The organism is Microbacterium sp. 22195 (assembly GCF_052056515.1).
Taxonomy (GTDB): Bacteria; Actinomycetota; Actinomycetes; order Actinomycetales; family Microbacteriaceae; genus Microbacterium.
Genome location: NZ_JBQEPE010000001.1, coordinates 1011183 through 1036446 on the forward strand (window position 1 = coordinate 1011183; position 25264 = coordinate 1036446).

The window sequence follows — 25264 nt, forward strand, 5'->3', positions numbered from 1 at the left end:
CTAAGCAGGCTTGCGCGCCCGGTCGGTCACCGCTGCGGCGCGTTCACGAAGAAGTCAGCCGATCCGCCCTCGAAGGGCGTGCGCGCTGCTGCGCGACGCGCTCAGCTGGCGCGGCGCTTGAGCTTGCGGCGCTCGCGCTCGCTGAGCCCGCCCCAGATGCCGAAGCGCTCGTCGTTGTTCAAGGCGTACTCGAGGCACTCGCCGCGCACATCGCACGAGGAGCAGATCCGCTTCGCGTCACGCGTCGAACCGCCCTTCTCGGGGAAGAACGCCTCGGGGTCGGTCTGCGCGCACAGCGCATCGACCTGCCAGGCGAGTGCGCCGTCGTCCTCTGCCTCGACTCGGCGCACACCGGGTACGCCGAGGTTCACCGGATCGACGAACCAATTCTCAGGAACGTCTGAGCGGTAACCCGTCATCTCGATCCTCCAACCCTGCTCATGCCCCCCACGGGCCGTGCTTCAGATAATTACACCCGTGTCATTCGCTCCGGTCAAGTCGCGGATGGTAAACCCTCAAGGCCGCCTTGAAGGTTCATTGAAGCCTCCTCGGCGTGTCGCGCCGGCGTGGAGCGTGCCGACCGGGCGCCTCGCGAACCGCGGGGACGGGTCGTCAGGAGCGCCCCGGCTCGGCGATGAAGACCTCGCCCGCGCCGCGCAGGGCGAGCACGGTCTCGTCCGCACTCGCGAACACGGCGGCGCCGACGCGCACCGGGACCGTCGCTCCGTCGGAGCCCGCCACGGCGACCTCTCCCGCGGTGACCAGCGCCATCGCGGGCCCTGTCACCTCGACGGTCCGCTCTCCGGAGAGCTCGATGCGACGCAGCGCGAAGTCGGCGACGGGGATGTCGTACTCGGTGACGTCTCCCCCGGCCGGCTGCACGGGCACGACACCGGGCTCGGTGTCGACGATCGAGAGCAGCTCGTCCACGTCGATGTGCTTGGGCGTCAGTCCTCCGCGCAGCACGTTGTCGCTCGCCGCCATGATCTCCACCCCGAGACCCGAGATGTAGGCGTGCAGCAGTCCGGCCCGCAGGAAGATCGCCTCACCGGGGCGCAGCACGATGTGGTTCATGAGCAGCGCCACGACGACTCCCGGATCCCCCGGGTAACGGGTGGCGATGCCGCGCACCGCGCGCAGCGCCTCGGCGAAGCCCTCCGCATCCGCTGAGCCGAGCGCGTCGATGATGTCCTCGACGGCCGCCTGCGCGTCTCCGGAGAGCAGCCAGCCGATCGTGGCGCGCAGCGCCTCCGCATCCGTTCCCGCGCCGAGCCGCTCGCGCAGAGCGACCACGCCGGATGTGTCGGGGAACGACGCCAGCATCCGCAGAGTGTCCGCGACGGGCCTGAGCCCGCCGAGAGCCTCGAAGCGGTCGCTGAGGGCCACGATGAGCTCCGGCTTGTGATTGTCGTCACGGTAGTTGCGGGCGGGATCCGACGCGTCCAGGCCCGCCTCCCGGGCGAACCCCTCCCGCGCCTGCGCGCGGGTGGGATGGACCTGGATCGACAGCGGATCGGCCGCCGCGAGCAGCTTGAGCAGATAGGGCAGCGATCCGCCGGTCACCGCGTCGAGCGTGCCCGCACCCTGGACCTCGGCCGGGTCGCCGGGGTGGTCGCCGAACCAGACCTCGGCCTCGGGCCCGCCCGACGGGCTGCGTCCTTCGAGAGCGGCCAGCAGAGTCGTCGATCCCCAGGCGTAGTCGCGCGGCTCGTTCGTGATCGTCAGCAGCATGCCTCCCAGCGTAGGGCGTGGCCGGAGGTCTCTCCGCGGCGGGCCGCCCGGTCACAGGGCCGCGGGGGCCGCCGGGCGGTAGCCTGAACGCGATGGCCGTGTACACCAAGCATCCCGTGGCTGCGCCACCCGCAGCACCCGCCCGTGAGACCACGGGTCACCTGATGGTGCGCGCGTACGCCGTGCTGTGCCTGTTCAGCGTGTTCGCGCACACGGCCGTGTACAACCTGGTGGGGCCGGTCGGTTCCGTGGTCGTGCTCGTCGTGCTCACCCTGGGCGCCCTGGGGATCTGGGTGCCGGCGATCGCGAGACACCGCCCGACCCGCTTCCCCTGGCGCCGGTTGCCGTGGGCCGCGCTCGGTTACGGAGCGCTGGCGCTGGTCTCGGTGCTGTGGTCGCGATGGCCGGGGGCGACGCTGCTGACGTGGTCGCTGATGGCCGCGATCACCGCCACCGCGCTGATGGTGGCGACGATGCTCACCTGGCAGGAGATCGTGCGGGCGCTGTCCACCACGCTGAAGCTCATCCTCGGCCTCTCCGTCGTCATCGAACTGTGGGTGGCGCTGGTGGTGCGGCATCCGATCCTCCCGAACTTCGCACAGCTGCCGCCCGGCAAGATCAACCCGGTCAGCTACTGGGTGCGCGGGAACCTCTTCAACGGCGGACGCATCCAGGGGATCGTCGGCAACGCGCATGAGCTGGCGATGATGTGCCTGTTCGCGCTGCTGGTCTTCGCCGTGCTCTACGCGGCGCGGGTGCGCCGGCGCGGCCTGCTGATCGGATGGGCCGTGCTCGCCGTCGTGCTGCTGGTGAAGGGCGCCTCCACGACCGTCTACCTCGGCATCGTCGTCATCCTCGCCGTCGCCGCCGCCGCGCTCGTCGCCCGCGCAGCGAGGACTCCCGCGGCGCGCCGCGGCGTGTACCTCGTGTTCACCGCGGTCGCGGTCATCGGCGTCGTCGCGGCCGTGCTGCTGCGCGACCGCGTGCTGGGACTCTTCGGCAAGGGCTCCGACCTGACCGGCAGGGTGGAGATCTGGCAGGCCGTCTGGGAGCGGGCGATCACGCGACCGGTCCTCGGCAACGGGTTCTCGTCGCCGTGGGTGCCCTGGGATCCGGCCTTCGACCGGTGGATCCTGAACCACGGGATCACGGTGTTCCATGCGCACGACATGTGGCTGGACGTCTTCCTGCAGCTCGGGATCGTCGGGGTCGCGGTGATGCTCGTCGCCTGGCTCGCGCTGCTCTGGCGCTCGTGGTTCTTCGCGGTGGACCGTCCGCGGTGGGACCTCGACGCGCAGCGACCGTACTCGGCGCTGTCGCTGCTGCCCCTGCTGCTGACCACCGCGCTGCTCTTCGAGGGGATCGCGGAGTCCGCGCCGATCATGCTGTGGGGCTGGATGCTGCTGATCCTGCTCTCGTTCAAGATGAAGTCGGTGCCGCTGATCGGCATCGGAGTCGGCGAGCGCACGCCCGTGATCTCGCACGGACCGCAGGCCCGGCAGGTGCCATGACCGTGCTTCGGCCCATCGTGGCGCTGCTGGCATCAGCGGAGTTCGCCCGCGCCTACACGCTCACCTCGCTCGCCGCGGCGTTCGCGTCGTTCATGATCGAACGGCTGACGTCGACGACCACGGTGGTCACGATCTTCGCCCTGCTCGCACTGATCGGCGCCGGGGTGCTCATCGCCCGCCGCGAGGAGCTCTCGCTGCTGCGCTTCGCCCCCACCTCGCTGCTCGGGTTCCTGACGCTCGCGATCGTCAGCGTGCTGTGGTCGGGCAACAAGCCCCACACCGTCCTCGGCTGGCTGGCGCTGCTGGGCATCGCGACCATCGCGATCACGATCGGGCACGTGCGCGACACGCTGCAGACCGTGCGCGCCATCGGCGACACCCTGCGCTGGCTGCTGTCGATCTCGCTGGGGCTCGAGATCCTCTCCGGCATCCTGCTGGACATGCCCCTCACCCCTTTCGGGATCGAGGGGAACCTCGCGCTGGGCGGACCGATCCAGGGCATCTTCGGCACCCGCAACCTGCTCGGCTTCATGGCGGTGGTGGCGCTGATCACATTCGTGATCGAGTGGCGCACCCAGTCGGTGAGCCGCGTGGTCGGCGTGCTGTCGGTCGCGCTGGGCGGCTTCCTCGCACTGCTGTCCGCCTCGCCGACCGTGGTCGTGCTCGCGGCCGCCGTGGGGGTGACGACCGTCGCGCTCACCATCGTGCGGCACGCCCCGCCCGCCCGCCGCGCGCTCGTGCAGTGGCTGCTGGGTGCGGCCGTGGTGGCAGGGCTCGTGCTGGCGTTCGCGCGACGGCATCAGATCATCCAGCTGCTGGACGCGGGCTCGGACTTCTCGACCCGTGCGGACCTGTGGAACGCCATCCTCGACTGGGTCGGAGAGAAGCCCGTCACCGGTTACGGCTGGTTCGGCCCCTGGACCGGCGGCGAGTACCCGTTCCAGTACATCAACTTCCAGCTGTCGAACCACCATCAGTCGGCGCTGAACTCGTACTTCGACGTGCTGCTGCAGCTGGGCGTGCTGGGGCTCGCCCTGTTCCTGGTGCTCGGAGGCGTCGCCACCGTGCGTTCCTGGCTGGTGGCCAGTGTGCGGCGGTCGGTCGTGTACGCCTGGACGCCGCTGCTGCTGGTGACACTCGCCGTGGAGTCGATGTTCGAGAGCTTCACGCTCGTCGGGGCCGGCTGGCTGCTCCTGGTGCTGTGCGCTCTGCGAGCGGGGCAGACCAGGTCCTGGCGTCAGAACATCGACGACGCGCACACCGGCGCGCTGCCCACGCTGGGCCCGCAGAGCCAGGGCTGAGGCGCCGGGCGGATGCCCGGGAGGCTTGCAGAACGCTCACAAGAGCCGCCCCGGGCGTCACGATAGGCTTGTCATCCGTGACCCATGTGATGCGCAGCCCCCGCCGTCCGGACCTCATCGAGGCGCAGGCATGACCGCCGCATTCGATCCCGCCTCCGCGGCGATCATCATCGTCACCTTCAACCGCTCGCACCTGCTCAAGGGGCTGCTCACCAGCATCCGCACGATGGACCCGAAGCCGGGTCGCGTCGTCATCATCGACAACGCGTCCACCGACGACACCACCGCCCTGGTCGAGTCGTTCCGCGACGACCTCGGCACCGAGATCGTCTACCGTCGCCTGGAGACGAACACCGGGGGCTCCGGCGGATTCAGCGAGGGCATGCGCACCGCCTACGAGCTCGGTGCGGAGTGGATCTGGATGATGGACGACGACGTCGAGGTGCTCCCCGACGGCCTCGCCCGGATGGGGCACTGGTCCGGCCGCTTCAAGAGCATCCAGGGCCGTCGCTACGACTACGACGGCAGCGAGTTCTACTGGCAGTACCGCATCGCCGACCGGATGGGCATCCCGATCCCGTTCGCCCCGTCCAAGTTCGACGCGTCCGGGTTCAGGGAGATGAACAGCGGATGCTTCGAGGGGATGTTCATCCACCGCTCGATCGTGCAGCAGATCGGCCTCCCCGATCCCCGGTTCTTCATCTACTGGGATGACCAGATGTACGGCTGGCTGGCCTCGCGCCTGACCACCGCGGTGATCGTGGACGAGTTCGTGCTGCGTCGCACCCGCGAGATCAAGCAGTGGGACATGGGCATCCGCCACATGAACGCGTCCAGCAACGCGTACCGGTACTACATCATGCGCAACCGCGCCTTCATCAAGCACTACTACCGCACGAAGGGCGCCTACAACCCGGTGCTGTTCGGCCTGGGCACCACGGCCACGTTCTTCAAGGAGCTCATCCGGCTCTTCTTCGTGGAGCGCACGGTGCGCGGCACGAGCAACCTGTTCCGCGGTCTGCGCGACGGCGGCCGGATCGGCCGCGACCGCACCTGGCAGCCGATGCCCCCGCTGGAGGCGTGATGAGCGAGCAGCAGTACCTCTGGGCCCCCACGCCCGACAAGCCCAAGCGCGGGCGCGTGTGGCTGATCGTGCTGCTCGCGGTGGTGGCGCTGCTGATCGTGGGAGGAGTGCTGTGGGCGTTTCTGAGGCCCGGGGCTCCGGTGGCCGACCCCACGTCCAGCACGAGCGCGTCGCCCTCGGCATCCGCGAGTCCGACGCCGTCGACGAGCCCGACGTCTGAGCCGACGCCGACCGATCCGCCGGTCACGAGCCCGCCGCCTCCGCCGGCGCCGGACCTGGGGGCGTTCCGGGACAGCGTCTCCCCCGTGCTCGCCGACGCGCAGCGTGGACTTCAGATCGTGCGCGAGTCGGATCCTCAGGAAGCCGTCCAGAACGTAGGTCTGCTGCAGGAGGATGCCGGCCGGCTCGCCGAGGTCATCTCTCCGAGCTCGATCGCGTCGCGCTGGAGCAGCGCCCTCGACACCTACGCCAAGTCTCTGCAGTCGCTCCGCTCGGCGTACGAGGGCGGGACGTCCGCTGAGGGACCGCTCTCAGATGCGACAAATGCGTTGAAGTCTCTGAACGATATCGTCGCCGGTCGCTGACACCGATCAGCACGTATTCTGACGCCGATCAGCGCTTGTTGTAGTCGGCGTTGTAGCGGTCGAGCACGTCGGCGATCGGAGCATCCATCGCCAGGGCGCCCTTGTCCAGGTACAGGCCGCGCGTGCAGAAGCGCCGCAGATCGCGCTCGTTGTGGCTGACGAAGAAGAGCGTGCGCCCGTCGGCGAGCAGCTCGTCGATGCGGGTGTAGCACTTGTCGCGGAAGGCCTTGTCGCCGACCGCGAGCACCTCGTCGACGAGCAGGATCGGCTCGTCGAGCTGAGACACCACCGAGAACGCCAGGCGCACCTTCATGCCGTTGGAGAGGTGCTTGTACGGGGTGTCCTCGAAGCCCTCGAGCTCGGCGAACCCGATGATCTCGTCGTACCGGCTCGCGATCTCCGCGCGCGACATGCCGTGCAGCCCCGCCGTCATCCTCACGTTCTCACGAACCGTGAGGTCGCCCACGAATCCGCCGGTGAGCTCGATGAGCGGCGCGACTCCCCCGTGCACCTCGACCCCGCCCTCATCGGGCAGCAGGACGCCTGCGACGAGTCGCAGGAGCGTGGACTTGCCCTGGCCGTTGCGGCCGACCACGCCGATCGACTCCCCCGGCTGCACCGAGAAGCTCACGTTCCGCAGCGCCCAGAACTCCCCCGGACGCGAACGGCGGGATGCCCCGGCGAACAGATCCTTGAAGCTTCGGCGTCCACGGCGGTTGCGGCGGAAATGCACGCCCAGATCCTGCACCTCGATCGCGGCGGACATCACAGCTCCTTCAGCACGGGACGCTCGAGCGCGCGGAACACCCACACTCCGAGAGCGAGGATCAGCAGGCTCATCACCGCGCTGATGATCACGGTCTGGGTGTGCCACTGGTCGGGGAAGAAAGCCATCCGGTAGAGCGTGAAGATGCCCGCGAGCGGGTTGAACGCGCCGATGGTCTCGAAGGCGCCGGGCAGGTTGGACACGTTGTAGATGATCGGCGTCGCGTAGAACAGCGCCCGCAGGATCAGCCCCGTGGTGCGCTCGAGATCGGCGTACAGCGCGCACAGCGGCGCGACGATGAGGCCGAGGCCGACCAGGAGGATCGTCTGAAGCAGGACCGCGACGGGGAGCCAGAGGATGCCCCATCCGATGTGCGCGACCTGTTCGGGGTTCTTCTCGAAGATCATGTTCGCGACGACGAAGATCGCCAGCACCGGCATCGAGAAGAGGAACTCGATCCCCTTGCTCAGCACGATGCGATTCACCCAGATGGACCGCGGGATCGCCGTCGAGCGTACCAGGCGGGAATCGCGCTTGAACGCCTTGGTGAAGTCCGACACCGAGGAGTTGAACCACACCCAGGGCAGCAGGCCACTGATGAGGAAGACGATGTACGGGTCCTCGCCGACGTCGCGGTGGAAGACCCGGGTGAAGACGAACCAGTAGATCGCGCTCATGACCAGCGGGTCGAGCACCGACCACAGGTACCCGAGCGCGCTCGTGGAGTAGCGGACCTTCAGATCGCGCGCGGAGAGCAGCCACAGCGAGTGCGCGTACCGCTGCGGTGTGCCCGGGGCACCGACCGTGGTCCTGCTCATCCCGATGTCAGTCGTCCTGGCCGGAGAGCTCGTTGCGCCACATCGACAGGGCCGACCCGATCGCCATGTGCATGTCGAGGTACTGGTACGTGCCCAGGCGTCCGCCGAAGTGCACGTCCTGCTCGCCCTTCGCGAGCTCGCGGTACGCGAGGAGGCCGTCGCGGTCGGCGGGCGTGTTCACCGGGTAGTACGGCTCGTCCTCCCGGTTCGCGAACCGGGAGAACTCGCGCATGATGACCGTCTTGTCGGAGTTGAAGACGTCCTTGCGCTCCGGGTGGAAGTGCTTGAACTCGTGGATCCGCGTGAACGGCACGTCGAGATCCGGGTAGTTCATCACACTGGTGCCCTGGAAGTCGGCGACGTTCAGCACCTCCTGCTCGAAGTCCAGCGTCCGCCAGCTGAGCGCGCCCTCCGCGTAGTCGAAGTAGCGGTCGACCGGGCCTGTGTAGACCACCGGCAGCTGTCCCACGGTGGCGCGCTTGTTGAGCGGCTGCGACTCGTCGAAGTAGTCGACGCCGAGCTTCACCTCGATGTTGGGGTGGTCGGCCATCCGCTCCAGCCAGGCGGTGTAGCCGTCGGTGGGCAGACCCTCCCAGGTGTCGTTGAAGTAGCGGTTGTCGTAGGTGTAGCGCACGGGCAGGCGGCTGATGATGTCACCGGAGAGCTTGTGCGGATCGGTCTGCCACTGCTTGGCCGTGTAGTCGCGGAAGAACGCCTCGAAGAGCGGGCGGCCGACGAGGGCGATGCCCTTCTCCTCGAAGTTCTCGGCCGTCTTGACGTCGAACTCTCCCGCCTGCTCTTTCACCAGGGCGCGCGCCTCGTCGGGCGAGTACGAAGCCTGGAAGAACTGGTTGATGGTGCCGAGGTTGACCGGCATCGGGTACACGACGCTGTTGTGGTTCGTGTACACGCGATGCACGTAGTTCGTGAAGGTCGTGAACCGGTTGATGTACTCCCACACCGTCGCGTTGGACGTGTGGAACAGGTGAGCGCCGTAGCGGTGCACCTCGATGCCGGTCTCCGGCTCCGCCTCACTGTAGGCGTTGCCGCCGATGTGCGAGCGGCGGTCGATGACGGTCACCTTGCGGCCGGCCTCTGCGGCGCGCTCGGCGATGGTGAGGCCGAAGAAACCCGACCCGACGACGAGGAGATCGGTCACTTTCTGCCTTCCGGGAGCTCTGGGTTGCTCAGCGCGATCTGCCGTGCAAGGCGAGTGATCTGCAGATCTTGCTCCCGACGATGCCGCACGGTCGCGAGGGCGTTTCCAACGAACACGACGATGAAAGCGTAGAGAAGAAGATCGGTTCCTCGCCCGACGCCGACGGCATTGGCGAGGTCGTTGATGATCGCCGGGAACACGACAGCGAACACGCCGCAGGCAAGCAGCAGGATCAGAGTGATGGTGCGGATCGCCCGGTTGCGAGCTGAGCGTCCCGGCCTAAGCAGGATCAGCCCGAAGACGACGAAGGCAGCGATCAGCAGGATCTTGATGATGGTCTGGTCGAACATGTGGCGTCCTATTTGATGAAGAGCTCGCTGAGGATGTTCACGGAGTTCCAGAGCGACTGCCCTTTCGCCCGGGAGTACTCGGTGTAGACGATGTGCACGGGTTGCTCGGCATAGCGAAGGTCGTGCTCGCCGATCTGCGCCACGATCTCGCTCGCGTGAGCCATCCGGTTCTGACGGATCTGCAGTGTGCGAGCGGCATGCTGATTGAACGCCCGCAGGCCATTGTGTGCGTCCGTGAGTCTCACGCCAGTGCTCATCCGCTCGAAGAGAACGGCCAATTTCAGAACCGACTTCTTCAGCCAGCTGGCGTTTGTGCGATCGTCGAGGAAACGCGAGCCGACGATGATGTCGTATGGCTCTTCACGCAATCGCCGAACCATGGCCAGCGCATCCGCGACCTGATGCTGACCATCCGAGTCGAAGGTCACGAAGTATGCGGCGCCGGGTTGCTCACGCGCGAACTCGATGCCCGTCTGGAGCGCGGCGCCCTGGCCAAGATTGATCGGATGGCGCAACACGATCGCTCCGCCCGCGAGCGCCTCCGACACGGAGTCGTCGGAACTCCCGTCGTCCACGCAGACGATATTCGGGAACGTGACACGGGCGTCGCCAATGACCTCTCGAACCACCGTCGCTTCGTTGAAGAGAGGGATGATGAGCCAGGTGTCGTCGTTGTGCGAAGAGTGATCCATAAGGCTTTCAGGAGGGAGAACGGGCCGCCCCAGTCTATGTCACCGCCTCCTGGAGCGCCCCTGGACGCTCCGGGCGAGGATCTCCGCGTACTCGCCCGCTCTGTCTTCCCAGTACCAACCGTGCAGCGGCGCAGCGGCGGCATCTCCCTCGCGCACGGCCAGGACCGCGTCGCGCAGCGCGTCGCGGTCCTTCCTGGCCGAGATCGCTACTGGATGCCCCTGCTCCTGCAGCAGCGCCGCACCAGGCACGTCGTAGGTGGCGACCCGTCCACCCGCGTCCAACGCCTCGAGCAGCGTCGTCTGGAACCCTTCGGCGAGCGTGGTCGGGTTCACCAGGATCGCGCCCCGCAGTTCGCGGCGGACCTCTTCGGGCGCGACGCGCCCGCGGAGCGTGATCCGCTCCTGGACCCCGGACCGTCGGACCAGGTCCTCGATCGCACCTCGGTCCGGGCCGTCGCCGAGCATGATCGCCTCGATCGCCGGGTTCGCGGCGGCGAGGCCGGCGACGAGGTCCACGAAGACGTCGGCGCCTTTGCCCGCGACCAGGCGACCGACGAAGACCAACCGGTCGAACTCGGCCGAGCGCTCGGGCGCCTCCGTCGAGGGCGAGGCGTCGATGGCGTTGTAGAACACGCGTGCTTCGCGGCCGGACAGCCGCCGCACGAAGGCCGTCACGCTCTCCGACACTCCCAGCACGGCGTCCGCGGACCGCAGGACACTGCGTCCGAGCGTCCGGTCGACCATCCGGCTCGCCGTGGAGATGAGTGCGGAGGGCGACACCACGTGATCGCTGCCATGCTCCGTGTGCACCACCGCGGCGCCCGCGCGGCGACCGGCGCGCAGACCGATCCACGTCATCGGGAAGAAGCGCGTGTGCACTGAGACGGCGTCGATGCGATGCTCTTCGAGCAATCGCGCAACCCGACGGGTGGCGCCGACAGACGGGAACCCGAGCACGTCCCCCACTCGCAGGTGCTCCCGCATCCGGACGACCTCGATCCCGTCGTCGACGGCGGCCCCGGCCTGCTCGGCCAGAGTGATCACGAGGATCTTGTGACCGAGGCTCCGCAAGTGCTGCGCCAGGCTGTGCACGTGAGTCTCGACGCCGCCCGTCTTCGGCGGGTAGTTGTTGACGACGAAGGCGATCCTCATCTGCGCTCTCCTCGGGATTCGGGGCGACAACATGCCGCGGAGGGCAGTGCGCTCAGGAGACCACTGTACGATGATCGATAGCACCCGATCGGCGTCCCGAAGGAGGATCGTTGCGCATACTCGTCGTCTGCTCGGATGCGGACATCGGGGGTGCCGAACGACTCCTCGCCACGTTGGCGTCCGCGCGGCGTCCTGAGGACACGCTGGCCCTCGCTGTCCTGATGCGACCCGGAACGCTGAGTGCCCGACTCGAGGCATCGTTCAATGAGGTGCACTATCTGGGCTTCCCGCCGACGTCGCGCAACCTCTTCGGCATGGTGCGCGCCCTCGAGCGCGTCGCCCGCGACTTCGAGCCCGACGTGGTCTGGTCGAACCTGTTCCACGCCGACCTGGTGACCGCTCTGGCCCGCCTGCGCGCACCCCGCGTCACGACCGCGCACACGCAGAGGCTCGGCGCACAGGATCATCCGCTGACGCGACTGATCGCGCGTGCGGTCGGACTCCTGTCGTTCCGCTTCCGGGCCGTGGTACCGACAAGCGACAGCGTGCAGATGCAGCACTTCCTCCGCTCGCTGGGCATGCGCAACGTCCGCCCGGCTATCCTGAACACGGCACCGCTGCCCGCGGCTCCCTCCTTCCACGCCGACGCAAGGCAGTTCCTCTCCCTCGCCCGGAATCACCCGGTCAAGGGGCATGCGGTCCTCTTCCGCGCCTTCGCGGAGATCGCCGACGACCACCCGGAATGGAGTCTCGTGGCGTACGGCCCCGGTGTGACCGCGGACGATCCGGCGATGACCCGCGCCATCACCGACGCGGGCGCCCGCGAGCTGGTACAGGCAGGACGGATCAGTCTTCTTGGCCCCACCGATCACCCGGAGGATCAGCTGTCCGGAGCCTCTGCGCTGGTCATCTCCAGCCTCTACGGCGAGACGTTCCCGCTCGTGGGCATCGAGGCAGCCGGGGCCGGCGTGCCCGTCATCACGTCTGACATCGGCAACTGCGCGGCGTTCGCCGATGACAAGCGCTACGTGGTGCGTCCGGGTGATGCCGAGGAGCTGGCCGCGGCCATGTCGGCATACGCAGACGTCGGCGATGCGGCGCGAGCCGGCCTCAGCGCCGCTGCCCGTGCGCGCAGCGAGCGCGACTACGACCCCCGCATCGGATACGAGGCATATCGCGCGGTGTTCGCGTCACTGATGTCGGCGAAGGCACGCACGCGGTGAGCGGCGGCGGAACCGCTGGCGTGCTCTCCCGCGCTGCGCTCACGACCGGCGGAATGGCGGCGCAGGGCATCGCGCGCCTGCTGTACACCATCGTCATCGCACACCTGGCCGGGGCGGGGGCCGTCGGCGATACGAGCGCCCTGCTGTCTGTGATGGTCTACCTGTCGCTCATGCTGCCCGCCGGGCTCGGCATCGGCGCGTCCCGCTACCTTCCCCTCGGCGACTTCTCCGCCGTGGCGATCGGCGTGTTGAACCGATGGTTCGGGCTGTCGTCGATCGTGCTCGCTCTCGTGGCGGCACCCATCGCGTTCCTGCTCACGAAGGATGCGGGCGCGGCGGTCAGCTGCGCGATCCTGACGTGGAGCTACAACGCCTACGTGTACACCCGCGGGGTACTCATGGGCGAGGACCGGATCCTCCGCTCGCTGATAGCCGACGTCGGCTCATCCGTACTCGCGATCACGGCCCTCGTCGCCGTTCTCCTCGTCGGGGCATCCTGGGCACTGCTGCTTCCCCTCGCGGTCGGGTACGCGGTGTTCGCCTTCTTCGCGCGGCCCCGCACGAACGCGGTTCCGAGCACCCCCGAGCAGCGGGCGGTCCTGGCCCGGTTCATTCGCGACGCTACCATCGGCGCCCTCGCCACCGGTGGTCTGCTGCCCGCGACGATGGTCTTCGTGCGCGCCTTCGACACTCCGGTCCAGGCAGACCTGTTCGCGGCCGCGCTCTCGCTCGCTACACCGGCGAACATGATCTCCCAGGCGCTCAACCAGGTGCTCGTCCCACACTTCGCCAAGCTCCACCTCGACCCGGCAGTGATGCGGCAGTCCCACCGTCGCCTGATGCTGGTGTCGACAGCGGCATTCCTCGTCATTTTCGCGGCGATCATCGCGCTTTCGCCATTCATCCTCTCGATCTTCTATCCCGAGAAGTTCATCGACGGAGCGGGAGCCATGCAGGCCCTCCTCGTCGTGGTCTTCTTCATCTCGGCGACATGCGCTTCCGCGGCGTATCTCGTGTCCGCGGGCCGACAGAAGTCGTTCGCGATGATCTGGCTCATCGCCCTAGTCGCCGGGACCGCGGTGATGGCGGTGCTCTCTCCGCTGTACGGCATGTGGGGCGCCCTCTTCGGCTTCGCGGTCGGCGGCGTCGGCGGCTCCGTCGCGGTCGTCGTCACCGCATTCCTCATTACCGCGCCCGCGCCACCCTCCCCCGTCCTGACCCCCTTGGAACGAGAAGAACCATGAACCGCCTGACCCGACTGCTCACCACGCTCCTCGCGGGGATAGCAGTGTTCCTCTCCCTGGGCGCCTGGGCCCTGAGCTCCCCCGTCGGCGCGACGCCCGACGAGGAGTTCCATCTGGCGAGCATCTGGTGCGGGAGCGGGCCGCGTGAAGGTCTGTGCCAACCCGGTTCGGACGGACGCCACTGGTACGTGCCCAAGAAAGCAGTCGACGCTCCCTGCTACGCGTTCAACCCGGAGAAGAACGCGTCCTGCCAGGGCCGCAGCTTCCTCGACGAGGGTTTCAAGCTCAAGCAGACCAAGCACGTCAACGCCGGTTCGAATCAGTATCCGTCTGGCTTCTACTACTGGATGTCCCACTTGGCCAGCGACAACATCGCCGTGTCCACGATCATCATGCGGCTGGTCAACGCGGCACTCTTCGCGATCCTCCTGATCGGCACCTGGATCCTGTTGCCTCGGCAGCTGCGCATGTCCCTGTCCGCCGGCATCGCGCTGACTGCAGTGCCGTTGGCGATGTTCCTCATCCCCTCCGTGAATCCGAGTAGCTGGTCAATCATCTCGATCGCCATCATGTTCCCCGCACTCCTCGGCTTCTTCGCGGCGAGGGGGTGGCGCAACTACGCGCTCGGCGGAATCTCGCTCCTCGCGGCCCTGCTCGGTCTCGGCGCCCGCGGCGACAGTGCCGCCTACGCGGCCGTGGCGGTCTGCGCCGCCCTCGTGCTCTCCTTCCGCAACGAACGGCGCTTCTACCTCCGAGCCCTCCTTCCCGCTCTGATCGTGGTCCTGTCCGCCTTCGCCTTCCTTGGCGCCCGCCAGACCAGCCTGGCCATCAACGGCATGGGCCAGACCCATTCGACGATGTCCACCGCCGACCTGATCGTAGCCAACCTCCTATCGATGCCGGGTCTCTGGTCCGGCGTCTACGGACTCGGCTGGCAGCTCGGCTGGCTCGACACGACGCTTCACCCGGTCGTCTGGGCGTCCGCGATCTTCTGCGTTCTCGGAGTTCTGTTCGTGGCGCTGCGCTGGCGCGGATGGCGCAAGCTGGTCGCGCTCGTCGGCGTCGGCTCCGCCGCGCTGCTCGTCCCGCTGTATATCCTCGTGTCCAGCCACGTACTCGTCGGCTACGAGGTCCAGCCGCGCTACGTCCTGCCCCTCATCATCCTTTTCGTCGCGGTGGTGCTGGCCCCGTCCGAGGACCCGCGCGGACGTGACCACGGAGTCTCACTCTCCCGGGCGCAGACCTGGAGCATCGCGGTGCTCCTCACGGTAGCCAACGCCGTCGCCCTGTACGACAACATGCATCGCTACACGGGCAGCGGCACCCTGTCGCTGCGCGGAGCAGTCGCGTGGTGGTGGCACGCGACCCCGTCTCCTCTCACGGTCTGGCTGATGGGCGGCGCCGCGTTTGCGGCCATGATGCTCGCATTCGCCCTGACGGCTCCGGGGGGACACCCGTCCCTCGGGCGGCGCACCATGGACGATGACCGTCCGGCGCCGACCGCGGAGACCGCTGCTCAGGTGGACGCGCTGCGCGAGTCCACGCCCGCCTCGGCGTAGATGGCCGACCACGATGCGGCTCCGGCGAGCTCCGGCGCCGCATCGCGGTACTGCGCAGCCAGCGCCGGCCAGGCCATCCTGATGCGGAAGCGGAGCCAGACGGAGCGCAGCAGCAGCGAGAGGGCCCGGCGGCGCGATCGGCGAAGCAGGAAGAAGCCCTGCCCCGTAGCGCTGCGCAGTTCGACCTCGTCCGCGAGCCCGAGACACCACCACTTGCCCTGATCGCGAGCCACCGGCTGAGTGCCATTCACGCTCGTCTTCGCAGCCTTGAGTTGGTGCCCCAGCACACGCAGAAGCCGGCCGGCAAGCGCGCGCGGACTCTGCGGAGCACGCGCGAGGGAACCCGAGGCCCGCATCGCGCGACTTGTCCCGTCGGGACGGACCTCCTGCCCGGCGTCGGCGAGGATCTGCTGGGCTCTGCTGCGCCCTCCGAGCAGCGTTGAGCGGAGGTGGCCGGGGCCCCGGAGCACGTCCTCCAGGGCGGCGTTGCGCAGACTCACCGAGCCGTACTGCAGGCACAGCACGTGGTTGACGTCCTGCACCCACGTGATCGGCAACAGCCGACGGGGGCGGCGCTCGTGCACCAGCGCCGTGACGACGCGGTTGCGTAGCTGGTAGTACGCCTGCCAGTCAAGGCCGTCGTCCTTCGACGTCCACGGGATGTGCCAGAGTGCCACCCCCGGCACCGTCACGGTGCGATGTCCCGCCTGCGCCGCCCGCAGTCCGTACTCGGCGTCGTCCCACTTGATGAAGAGCGGCAGCGAAGCGCCGATCTTCCTGATCGCCGCGACGGGGATCAGGCACATCCACCAGCCGTTGAAGTCGACGGGGCGGAAGCGCCGCAGCTCCGGCGTGGACTCCAGCGGGCGCGTCGCGAGATCCGCCGCCGACAGCCCCGGCTCGCTGCCGTGCCACCACATCGCACGCCGATCCATCTGCTCCCCCATCGAGTGCAGCACGGTCGGCTCCCGCAGGCTCAGCATCTGGGCACCGAGGAGCGGCTGGTCTTGCGCCGTCGACGCGAGCGCCCGCAGCCGTCGGATCGACTCCGGTTCGAGGCGCACGTCGTCGTCGAGCAGCAGGACGTGCGTGACGTCGGCCGCGGACGCCTCGAGCATTCCCCGGCTGAACCCGCCGGATCCGCCGAGGTTCTCCTGCTCGATGAGGCGGACGGGCACGCCGTTGGGCAGGGGCGACGCGGGCAGGTGAGGCGAGAGCGGATCGCTACCCTGGTCGACGACGACGACCTCCTCCAGGGCATCCGTGAGCTCGGCGCCGCCGAGCGCCTCGATCACCTCCACGCAGTCGTCGACTCTGTTCATGGTGGTGATCGCAACGAGGATCCGCACCGGCCGCGGTCGCGCAGGAACGGTCCATCGCGCCGCATGCACTCGTATCGCCGCGTCATCCCCCGCTCGGCTCTCCAGCCACAGCCACATCAGATCATCGGCGAGCGGCCCGCTGTCCAGGTCGATCTCGCTCTCTCCACGGGCTTCCGCCAGCAGCCGCGGCGCGCCCTCGGCCGCGATCCCGAAGAGCCGGTGCGTGCCCTCGCCCTCGGACGCGAGTCGCAGGCTGACCCGGTCGACCCCGGCGGCGGACGACCAGATCCCCACCGGGAACGCGTTGAAGTAGGTGGCGAACGAGACGGTCAGCCCTGCGGGGATGCGCAGCTCGTCCCTGCCCAGGATCTGCCCCTCACCGCGGAGGTAGAGGGCCGTCGCGTCGGCAGCGACGCCTCCTTGCGGAAAGACCAGCCTCTGCGCGACAACCGGCGTCCTCTCAGCGCCCACGCAGTCGCCGCCATCCCTTGCGCGCCGCCTCGGTGGCGTACCGCCCCAGCGATCGCTGCGCGGCGAGCTGTCTCTCGACCTCATCCTGGACGAAGCGCGCCAGGTACAGCGGCAGTCCGTCGCCGTTCGCCGCGACGTATGACCGCAGCGCCTCGTCGCGGATCATCCGGTCATAGAGGTCGTGCTCGTCGGCCAGCACGAACATGCTGTTGCCGAGGACGCCTTCCTGCCCCCGCCTCTGCATCCAGTACGCACGCACGCGATCGCTCGCGTACCCGATCGTGTGCAGGCGCAGCACGCGCAGGTTGAACTCCCAGTCCTCCGCGGCGTGCACGTCCTCGCGGTAGAGCCCGACTTCATCGTGCAGCTGCCGTCGATACATGTAGGCGATCGGCACGAACCGGTTCACCTGGAGCATGTCCGCATAGGTGATGCGCGTCATCTCGCCCCAGAAGGGCTCCCGGCCGGTCTCCACGATCCGGCCGCCCTCGACCCGCTCGTAGACGATCTCGGTGCGGCTGACGACGCCGGCGTCCGCCGGCTCGCGGTCCAGCCACGCCACCGATGCCTCGAGGAACGTCGGATCCCACAGGTCGTCGTCGTCGTGCAGCACGACGAACTCCGTCTGAAGTGCGAGCACGCCGGCGTTGGCCGCAGCAGACCGCCCGAGGCCTTCCGTGCGGTGGATGACCGCGGTCCTCGCGCGGTCCGGCTCGGGGAGACCCTGAACGACCCGATCCACCGCGGCGGCGTCACCACCGTCGTTCACGACCACGGCACGCCAGGCGTGCATGGTCTGTCGCCGGATGTCGGCGAGCGCCCGTTCCAGGAACATCGGCCGGTCCTTCGTCCTGACGACGATCCCGACACGGGCGGACGTTTCAGGCAAGAGAACTCCTGTCGTAGCCGAGGTTTCGATGCTCGAAGGCTACCATCCTCCGTCTGCACGCCCGGGGCGAGCGCCTAGACTCCCAAGGGTGCTGACTCGCCTCCGAGGACTCTGGCGCTCTGCGCGTTCCCTGCCGATCCTGCGCGCGCCCCTCGTCGCCGTCGACCGCCTCTGGTGGGCCCGCGTGATCCGTCGCTCGGGAGTCGTGGATGCGGTCTACGCCGGCATCCAGCTCGGACGGCCCGTCTCGGAGCGTCACGCCATCCGCGCCTATGTCCGCAGCGGGTTCGCATCGGGCCTGTCCCTCAACCCGCTGTTCTCGGAGCGGCTCGTCTCCGGTCAGCTCTCCGACTCCGGTCGCGTTCCGGCCCTGTACGCGTATCTCCTCACGGATCCTGCGCGCATCGAGACGTCGTGCGCCTGGGACGCTCCCGCATATGCGGACGACGGCCGGTCCCCAGGGTCGGCCGGGCCGCTCGGCGACGCCTGGCGCGCGCTGATCTCCGGGAGGAGCCTGGTCCTGCGCGGCGGCGCGACGGTCACGCTCGCGGACCTCCACGCGGCGGCCGCGCGCATCCTCCGACCGGACTCTCCCGGCTCGCCGGCCCGGCTGCCGGCCGGCGTCGTGCTGCGCTGGGAGCTGGGGCCGGAGGACGCGGACGGTGCCGGCCTGCGCGCCCCCCTGCAGGTCATCGACGAAGATCGGCGCAGCCCCGAGAGCGACGGGAGGGACACGACCCTGATGCTCGAGGTCGAGACCGCGCCCGCGGAGGTGCGGCTGCAGGCAGCCCAACTCGCGCTGGGCGACCCCCGCGTGCTGCTCATAGAGCGCGCTTCCGCGGACATCGCCGACCCGCCGCCCGGCTCCGTACTCGTGCGGCGCGCACCCGGCGCCCTCGTCACGGCCGACACGTTGCGCGCACTGATCGCCGCGTCCGCCTCCGGGCCCGTCGCACCGGTCTGGCTCTCGTCCGACGGCACCATCGCGTCCGCCGGCGTGCTCGTTCACGACGGTGCCCCGTACCGGGTTTTCGCCGGTCATCCGGCGGAGGACGCCCGCTCGCTCGGATCCGCCCTGCCGGTCGCCGCGATCGACGCGCCCGTGACGGCGCGCACGATCGGCGCCGGGACCGAGGAGCGCACCCTGCTCGACGAGTCCGTCCTCGGCGGCCGGCTGGGCGACGTCCCCGCGCCGATGCTCCGAGAGGACGGCGCCCCGCCGGAGCCCCGCGGGCTCCGCGCGGCCGGCTGGACCCGGGGGGCGGCGGGTCTCGCACCTCGCTACGTCCGCTCTGCGGAGACGTTCCGACTCGGGGACGGCACCGAGGTGCCCCGCCTGCGCTGGGCGATCAAGACGGGCGCTCCCGCCGGCCCCCGCGGCGAGTCCTGGGGTGAGACGCACTTCGCCCGGGCTCTCGCCGAGGCCCTGGAGCGGCACGGGCAGTACGCGTCCGTCGACGCCCGGCCGGCGCGCGCGCGACGGTCGTCCGGCCTCGACGACGTGGTCCTGGCGCTGCGCGGTCCCCATCGCCTGCCCGCGCCTCCGTCCGCGCACTCACTCCTGTGGATCATCAGCCATCCGGACGAGATCGGCGCGGACGAGGTCGCCGACTACGACCTCGTGTATGCCGCGTCAACCTCCTGGGCGCGCGCCGCGTCCGAGCGGTTCGGGTCCGAGGTGCGGGCGCTGCTGCAGTGCACCGACGCCCGCCGCTTCCGGCCGTCCGGACTCGCGCGCGGCACGGACCTCGTCTTCGTCGGCACCGCCCGGGGTATCGCACGACCCTCCGTCGTCGAGCCGTTGCGCGCCGAGCGTCCGGTGCGCGTCTACGGACCCGACTGGCGCGGCTACATCCCCGGGTCCGCGATCGCGGGAACGCACGTCCCCAACGACGCCCTTCCCGCCCTTTACGAGTCGGCGGGCGCCGTACTGAACGACCACTGGCCCGCCATGCGCCGGGAGGGCTTCGTCTCGAACCGGCTCTTCGACGTGGTGGCCGCAGGCGGACGTGCGATCAGCGACAACGTGACCGGCATTGTCGAGCTGTTCGGCGGCGCCGTGCGCACGTACTTCGAGATCCCCGAGCTCCTCGCGCTCACCGAAGCACCCCTGGATCCGAAGTTCTGCGACGATGACGAGCTCGCCCGCATCTCCCACCGGATCCGCGCGCAGCACTCCTTCGACGCACGCGCCGGAGCGCTGCTCGCCGACGTCCTCGCGCGCGCCTGAGGTCCCGGCCCGTCCACAGGAACCCAGTAGCATCGAAGGACCATCCAGAGCCAAGGAGCACACGTGCGCGTACTCGTGACCGGCGGGGCCGGCTACATCGGATCCCACACCGTCCTCACCCTCCTCGAGCGCGGCGACGACGTCATCGTCGTCGACAACTTCGCCAACAGCTCCCCGGTCTCGCTCGAGCGCGTCGCCGGGATCGCGGGACGCGCCGCGCGCCTGCACACCGTGGACGTGGCCGACGAGGACGCGCTCGACGCCGTGTTCACCGAGGAGAAGCCCGACGCCGTCATCCACTTCGCCGGGCTCAAGGCCGTCGGCGAGAGCGTCGCGGAGCCGCTGCGCTACTACCGCGAGAACCTCGGCTCGACGTTCTCGCTGCTGAGCGTGATGCAGCGGCACGATGTGCGCACACTCGTCTTCTCCTCGTCCGCGACCGTCTACGGCGACCACCAGAACGCCCCCTACCGGGAGGACGGCGGCTTCCTCGACGCCGCGAATCCTTACGGCCAGACCAAGGTGATGATCGAGCGGATCCTCACCGACCTGGCGCAGGCGGATCCGACATGGCGGATCGCGCTCCTGCGCTACTTCAACCCCATCGGAGCGCATCGCAGCGGCCTCATCGGCGAGGACCCGCGCGGCGTCCCGAACAACCTTGCACCGTACGTCGCGCAGGTCGCGGTGGGACGGCTCGCAGAGGTGGGAGTCTTCGGCGACGACTACGCCACCGCCGACGGCACGGGCGAACGCGACTACATCCACGTCGTCGATCTGGCCGAGGGCCATGTCGCGGCGCTGGAGCACCTCCGCGCCCATGCGGGCGTGCGCGCATGGAACCTCGGCACGGGCCGTGCCACCTCGGTGCTCGAGCTCATCGCCGCCTTCGAGCGGGCCTCGGGGCGCCCGATCCCGCACCGGGTCCTGCCGCGCCGGGACGGCGATCTGGCTCAAGCGTGGGCCGACACGACGCGCGCGGAGGACGAGCTGGGCTGGCGTGCACAGCGCGGGATCGCCGAGATGGCCGAGGACGCCTGGCGCTGGCAGTCCGGCAACCCGCAGGGCTACGAGACGGCCCGCTGAGGCCCGCTTCGATCAGCCCCCGCGTCGCTCAGGAGGCGACGACGACGTCGGCGGACACGCTGCCGACGCTCGAATCACCGCCGCGCACCGTGAACATGATGCCCTGCGACAGCCCGTGCGAACTGTGCTCGCTGACACCCGCCGCGTTGGCGTTGACGTAGTACTGCCCTGCGCCCAGGTGCACGCTCGCGATCGTGAGGTCGACGGCACGAGGGCCGTCGATCGGATCGAGGGTGACGCCGAGCATCTCGGTGTTGCTCGCCAGCACCATGTGACCGAGCGGGGTGTCGATGCTGAATCCGACCTCCCACCGCTCGATCCGGTGAAGGCCGTCCACATTGATTCGGATCGTCAGCGGGTCGTCGACATCGATCTCCTTGGTCGGTTCACCAGTCTTGTCAAGCAGCTCGATGCTCTTGACCTGGATCGGGTGCCGCGTCTCCTCGGGAGCTGCCTCGTCCGCGCGGCGCCCGTCGAGCACGTTGCGCAGCGCACCGACCGCCTCGTTCGTGTCCCCGTCGAAGACGACCTCGCCGTGGCTGAGCACGATGCCTCGGTCGCAGAGCTCCTGCACCTGGTTCGCGGAGTGGCTGACCAGGATGATCGTGCGCCCCTCCTTGCGGAACTGCGCGATGCGATCCATGCACTTACGCTGGAACGCCTCGTCGCCGACCGCCAGGACCTCGTCGACGAGGAGGATGTCGGGGTCGGTGTGCACGGCGACCGCGAAGGCGAGTCGCACGTACATGCCCGAGGAGTAGAACTTCACAGCGGTCTCGATGAAGTCTCCGATGCCACTGAACGCGAGGATATCGTCAAATCGATCTTCGATCTGCTGCCGGTTGAGACCGAGCAGCGACGCATTCAGGTAGACGTTCTCGCGTCCGCTGAGGTCGGGGTGGAACCCCGCCCCGAGCTCGAGCAGTGCAGCCATGCGACCACGCGTCTGGACGGTTCCCCTCGTCGGCGACACGATGCCGCCGATGAGCTTCAACAGCGTGGACTTCCCCGAACCGTTGGCGCCCATGAGTCCCACGGTCGTACCGGCCTCGATAGACAGCGTGACGTCGTCCACAGCCGTGAACGCAGTGCGATGCTCCTGACCGAGCTTGCCGAAATGGACGATGCGGTCTTTCAGGCTGTTGTCCTTGCGAACCCGGAATTCCTTCACCACGCCGTTGAGACGGACGATGTCGGGACGATTGTCGGTGTCTGTCATCACAGCTCCTGCGCGAAGTTGCCCTGCATCCGGTTGAACACTCGATGAGCGAACCAGAGCAGGAGGACGCCGATCACTGCGGCGATGAACATGCGCAACGCAAGGTGCGCGGGGTAGTCAGCCTCGGTGCCCGCGCCCCAGAATGCCCGGTGGAAACCAAGCACGCCGATGGTGAGCGGATTGGCTGCATAGATCTCGAGGATCCAGTTCGGAAGGTGATAGCGCTCCAGCGCGCTTTGCACCATCGACCAGGAGTAGACGATCGGTGACGCCCACATTGCGAGCATCATGACGACCTCGGTGAGGTACTGGATGTCACGGAGATAGACGTTCAGTGCTGCCAGCAGCAATCCAATTGCGACCCCGTACACGATCACCACGAACAAGGATGGGAAGAACCACAGCATGTGCACCGGAGCGGGAAGCGCTCCAAAGGCGATTGCCGCGATGATCAGCACGAGCAACTGCACCAGGAACATGAAGCCGGCGGCGCCAATGCTCGCCAGAGGGAACACCTCCCGTGGCACATAGATCTTCTTCACGAGTCCTGCGTTGCCTACGATCGAGCCGGTCGCGCCGAACACCATGTCACTGAAGAAACCGAAGAGCGTAAGACCCGAGAACAGGTAGATCGCGAACTGCGGGACGCCTTCTGCTGCACGGAGGAACTGTCCGAGAACCAGGTAGTACATCAGGAACTGGATCAGCGGTCTGATCACGGTCCATAGAAAGCCGAGAATGCTGTCGCGGTAACGCGCCTGCAGATCGCGTCGTACGAGCAGGGACAGCAACTGCCGCCGCGAGATGATCTCCCTGATCTTGCCTCCGCGCACGCGGAGGCCGCGCGAGTCGATCGTGGAGAACGACTCAGCCGCGATGCGCGCGAAACGTTCCGTGGTGTCCAATATCCTCATACTTCCGTGAATCCCGTTCCGGGCAAGCGGGTCCGCTCCGGTCATCGGCCGAGAAGGCGCCGAAGCGCCGTCCGTGGCTTCCGAGCAGCCCGGGCGACTTTGCCCATCACCGTGTCGGACGCCATGATCGCGCGCAACCGCGCGCCGGTGCCGGGAAAATTGACGCGCATGTACATTCTGGCAAAGTCTCGCGCGGATCCGGTGCCGACGTACCCTGCCTTCCGAAGAAGCTCGATCTGCTCGTACGTGTAGCCGGGCGTCGTGGCGGACATCTCGTCGAGCAGGAAGTCCAGCGTGGTATGACTGACTGACATGTACTCCGCGGTGCTGACCGTGCGGACGTGGTAGCCGAGCTCGCCGGCCGCGTACACGGGAAGTCGCTCGAGGATGTGGGCGAGGCCGCCGTCCCGGTATGCCTCCGCCCCGCCGAAGTCGGCGTAGCTCCAGGGATGCTCGAGCAGGACGGCCAGTGCCTCCGGCCGTCCGATGTACATCGACCCGAAGGGCGCCAGCGGCGATACGTCGTCGAGGGGCACTCGGATCCCGAGCTCTGCGCACAGTCTCTCGGCACCGGGCTTGTTGACGGACCAGCCGCGGCCGAGCGTCGGATAGCCGATGTGGATCATGGGCGGGAAGACTATACCGAGTCCCGGCTCGCGCTGGAAGAGGGCGATCAGGTTCGCCGTGTAGCCGGGACTGTTCAGCAGATTCAGGAACTGCTGCTCCTTGAAGTGCCGCCCGATGTTGAAGCCGTCCTGCGGCGTCTTCTTGGAGTGGATCTTGACGAACAGGTCGTAGCGTCCCGATAGCAGGACGTCGCGGCAGGCGATGAGGAAGGCGCTCTGATCGCGGCCGTCGTTGGATCCGACCACCCGCACCTCCGCCGTCCCGCGGTCGTAACCGCGCCGGCTCAGCACCTCGCGGATGCCCTCGGCGCGCGTCTCGTCGGACGTCGTGACAACGAGGTCGTACGCGCCAGGAAGCGTGTCGGCGCGATCAAGCATCTCGTCCGCCATCTCCACGTAGAAGATGTGCGCGAGCACGACGGTCCGCAGCGGTCGCCCGGGGTCGTAGGAGACGTCGATCTCGGGCAGCACCTCCAGCGCGGCTGCGTCCGTGTTCAGGTCCTTCGGCGGTATGGTCCTGGCGGCGTTGCGCCAAAGGAGCTCCATCGGATAGCCGTAGGACTCCGCCTTCTCGAGCGTCCAGCGCCCGACCACGGAATGGCGGTCGAGGTACGGGGGCCACTGCAGGAGGGGCCGGCGCTTGAGCGTGGGGCAGCCCGCGTCCAGAAGGGCCTCGGCGCGGTACAGCGAAGGGTTCTTCGTTCCGATCTCCGCGGCAGGGAAGGCGACGTCGTGGGTGAAGCCGGCCTGCGCGAACGTCTCCGTGAAGATCGCCTCGTGCTTGAGCACCGCATCGAAATACGACGGCATCTCCGGCAGCTCCGCCCAATACCGCCGCCACGCCTCCGACAGGAACATCTCCCGCCGCACCGCGATCCAGAACGACTGCAGATGATACGGAAGAACGCCCTTGCCCGTGAACGGATTCGGCTCCTGCCGCACATGATCCGTCATGCCCCAGAAATGAACTGGACGCTCCCCCATCCGCTCGAACACCGGACCATACGGACGCACCGGACCAAACCACGTGTCGTTCGTCAGCAGAACCTCATCGAACTCGCCGATCGCATCGCCCACATGATCCAACGCATCCTTATGCGCCCAGATGTCGAACCCGACATTGTCACGCACCAGGATCTCATCCGACACCGGCTCCAGCTTCGCCCGACCCTCCTCCGACAAAGAGCCGTTCACCACCACCAGCACCCGCGCCGCATGCTCACGCAACCCCGCAAGAGCATGAGGAACGAAATCCTCCACACCCCCACGCCGATCCCACACCACATACACCACAAGCCGACGACCACCCACAGGGAGCACCGCAGCCGACCGA

At 68.3% G+C, this 25264-nt stretch carries 22 protein-coding genes; 9 read left to right on the forward strand and 13 right to left on the reverse strand.

Annotated features, from left to right (window positions below):
* Nucleotides 1–101: 101 nt before the first annotated feature.
* Together ACTJJ4_RS05005 and manA are read right to left on the reverse strand one after the other, a co-directional pair.
* A complete protein-coding gene (locus ACTJJ4_RS05005) occupies nt 102–419 on the reverse strand; it encodes a WhiB family transcriptional regulator (RefSeq protein ID WP_285633645.1) in 318 nt (105 codons plus the stop codon).
* Between the two features lie 193 nt (nt 420–612).
* Nucleotides 613–1731 carry a mannose-6-phosphate isomerase, class I gene (gene manA, locus ACTJJ4_RS05010; RefSeq protein ID WP_440942272.1) on the reverse strand — a complete coding sequence of 373 codons (1119 nt, stop codon included), beginning with the start codon at nt 1729–1731 and terminating at the stop codon, nt 613–615.
* A gap of 92 nt (nt 1732–1823) precedes the next feature.
* Between manA and ACTJJ4_RS05015 the strand changes: the two genes are divergently transcribed.
* From ACTJJ4_RS05015 to ACTJJ4_RS05030, 4 genes are all read left to right on the forward strand, one after another.
* Nucleotides 1824–3242: an O-antigen ligase family protein gene (locus tag ACTJJ4_RS05015; RefSeq protein WP_440942273.1), complete on the forward strand. Its 1419-nt coding sequence runs from the start codon at nt 1824–1826 to the stop codon at nt 3240–3242.
* Nucleotides 3239–4543, forward strand: coding sequence for an O-antigen ligase family protein (locus tag ACTJJ4_RS05020; RefSeq protein WP_440942274.1), 1305 nt, complete (start codon nt 3239–3241; stop codon nt 4541–4543). Before ACTJJ4_RS05015 ends, ACTJJ4_RS05020 begins: the two co-directional genes overlap by 4 nt.
* 130 nt (nt 4544–4673) lie before the next feature.
* On the forward strand, nt 4674–5627 hold the full coding sequence (locus tag ACTJJ4_RS05025; RefSeq protein ID WP_440942275.1) for a glycosyltransferase family 2 protein: 954 nt from the start codon (nt 4674–4676) through the stop codon (nt 5625–5627).
* On the forward strand, nt 5627–6211 hold the full coding sequence (locus ACTJJ4_RS05030) for a hypothetical protein (RefSeq protein WP_440942276.1): 585 nt from the start codon (nt 5627–5629) through the stop codon (nt 6209–6211). Before ACTJJ4_RS05025 ends, ACTJJ4_RS05030 begins: the two co-directional genes overlap by 1 nt.
* A gap of 28 nt (nt 6212–6239) precedes the next feature.
* Here the strand turns inward: ACTJJ4_RS05030 and ACTJJ4_RS05035 are convergent, their stop codons facing one another.
* The 6 genes from ACTJJ4_RS05035 to ACTJJ4_RS05060 are packed head-to-tail and all read right to left on the reverse strand — an operon-like array spanning nt 6240 to nt 11148.
* Nucleotides 6240–6977, reverse strand: coding sequence for an ABC transporter ATP-binding protein (locus ACTJJ4_RS05035; protein WP_440942277.1), 738 nt, complete (start codon nt 6975–6977; stop codon nt 6240–6242).
* Nucleotides 6977–7795 (reverse strand): ABC transporter permease, encoded by an 819-nt coding sequence (locus ACTJJ4_RS05040; protein ID WP_440942278.1) that lies wholly within the window; start codon nt 7793–7795, stop codon nt 6977–6979. The genes ACTJJ4_RS05035 and ACTJJ4_RS05040 overlap by 1 nt, the downstream gene beginning before the upstream one ends.
* Nucleotides 7796–7802: 7 nt before the next feature.
* Nucleotides 7803–8954, reverse strand: a complete 1152-nt coding sequence (gene glf, locus ACTJJ4_RS05045; RefSeq protein WP_440942279.1) for a UDP-galactopyranose mutase — start codon at nt 8952–8954, stop codon at nt 7803–7805.
* A complete protein-coding gene (locus ACTJJ4_RS05050) occupies nt 8951–9304 on the reverse strand; it encodes a DUF2304 domain-containing protein (protein ID WP_440942280.1) in 354 nt (117 codons plus the stop codon). Before ACTJJ4_RS05050 ends, glf begins: the two co-directional genes overlap by 4 nt.
* Nucleotides 9305–9312: 8 nt before the next feature.
* Nucleotides 9313–9996: a glycosyltransferase family 2 protein gene (locus ACTJJ4_RS05055; protein WP_440942281.1), complete on the reverse strand. Its 684-nt coding sequence runs from the start codon at nt 9994–9996 to the stop codon at nt 9313–9315.
* Between the two features lie 39 nt (nt 9997–10035).
* Entirely contained in the window at nt 10036–11148 is a 1113-nt protein-coding gene (locus ACTJJ4_RS05060) for a glycosyltransferase family 4 protein (RefSeq protein ID WP_440942282.1), read from the reverse strand.
* A gap of 110 nt (nt 11149–11258) precedes the next feature.
* Here ACTJJ4_RS05060 and ACTJJ4_RS05065 point away from each other — a divergent pair, with 110 nt between their 5' ends.
* The 3 genes from ACTJJ4_RS05065 to ACTJJ4_RS05075 are packed head-to-tail and all read left to right on the forward strand — an operon-like array spanning nt 11259 to nt 15174.
* Nucleotides 11259–12371 (forward strand): glycosyltransferase, encoded by a 1113-nt coding sequence (locus ACTJJ4_RS05065; RefSeq protein ID WP_440942283.1) that lies wholly within the window; start codon nt 11259–11261, stop codon nt 12369–12371.
* Nucleotides 12368–13615, forward strand: coding sequence for a lipopolysaccharide biosynthesis protein (locus ACTJJ4_RS05070; RefSeq protein WP_440942284.1), 1248 nt, complete (start codon nt 12368–12370; stop codon nt 13613–13615). The genes ACTJJ4_RS05065 and ACTJJ4_RS05070 overlap by 4 nt, the downstream gene beginning before the upstream one ends.
* Nucleotides 13612–15174, forward strand: coding sequence for a DUF2142 domain-containing protein (locus ACTJJ4_RS05075; protein WP_440942285.1), 1563 nt, complete (start codon nt 13612–13614; stop codon nt 15172–15174). Before ACTJJ4_RS05070 ends, ACTJJ4_RS05075 begins: the two co-directional genes overlap by 4 nt.
* Here the strand turns inward: ACTJJ4_RS05075 and ACTJJ4_RS05080 are convergent.
* Entirely contained in the window at nt 15132–16967 is a 1836-nt protein-coding gene (locus ACTJJ4_RS05080; protein WP_440942286.1) for a glycosyltransferase, read from the reverse strand. The two genes, ACTJJ4_RS05075 and ACTJJ4_RS05080, sit on opposite strands and share 43 nt — an antisense overlap.
* Nucleotides 16957–17856, reverse strand: a complete 900-nt coding sequence (locus ACTJJ4_RS05085; protein ID WP_440942287.1) for a glycosyltransferase family 2 protein — start codon at nt 17854–17856, stop codon at nt 16957–16959. The genes ACTJJ4_RS05080 and ACTJJ4_RS05085 overlap by 11 nt, the downstream gene beginning before the upstream one ends.
* A gap of 88 nt (nt 17857–17944) precedes the next feature.
* On the opposite strand from ACTJJ4_RS05085, the gene ACTJJ4_RS05090 reads away from it, so the two are divergent.
* Together ACTJJ4_RS05090 and galE are read left to right on the forward strand one after the other, a co-directional pair.
* A complete protein-coding gene (locus ACTJJ4_RS05090; protein WP_440942288.1) occupies nt 17945–20086 on the forward strand; it encodes a glycosyltransferase family protein in 2142 nt (713 codons plus the stop codon).
* Between the two features lie 63 nt (nt 20087–20149).
* A complete protein-coding gene (gene galE, locus ACTJJ4_RS05095; RefSeq protein ID WP_440942289.1) occupies nt 20150–21172 on the forward strand; it encodes a UDP-glucose 4-epimerase GalE in 1023 nt (340 codons plus the stop codon).
* A gap of 28 nt (nt 21173–21200) precedes the next feature.
* Here galE and ACTJJ4_RS05100 read toward each other — a convergent pair whose 3' ends face one another.
* Genes ACTJJ4_RS05100 through ACTJJ4_RS05110 form a run of 3 tightly spaced genes read right to left on the reverse strand, consistent with a single transcriptional unit; the run spans nt 21201 to nt 25158 of the window.
* Complete coding sequence (locus ACTJJ4_RS05100) at nt 21201–22391, reverse strand: ABC transporter ATP-binding protein (protein WP_440942290.1); 1191 nt, start codon at nt 22389–22391, stop codon at nt 21201–21203.
* Entirely contained in the window at nt 22391–23296 is a 906-nt protein-coding gene (locus ACTJJ4_RS05105) for an ABC transporter permease (protein ID WP_440942291.1), read from the reverse strand. Before ACTJJ4_RS05105 ends, ACTJJ4_RS05100 begins: the two co-directional genes overlap by 1 nt.
* A 50-nt stretch (nt 23297–23346) precedes the next feature.
* Nucleotides 23347–25158 (reverse strand): rhamnan synthesis F family protein, encoded by a 1812-nt coding sequence (locus ACTJJ4_RS05110; protein WP_440942292.1) that lies wholly within the window; start codon nt 25156–25158, stop codon nt 23347–23349.
* Nucleotides 25159–25264: the final 106 nt, after the last annotated feature.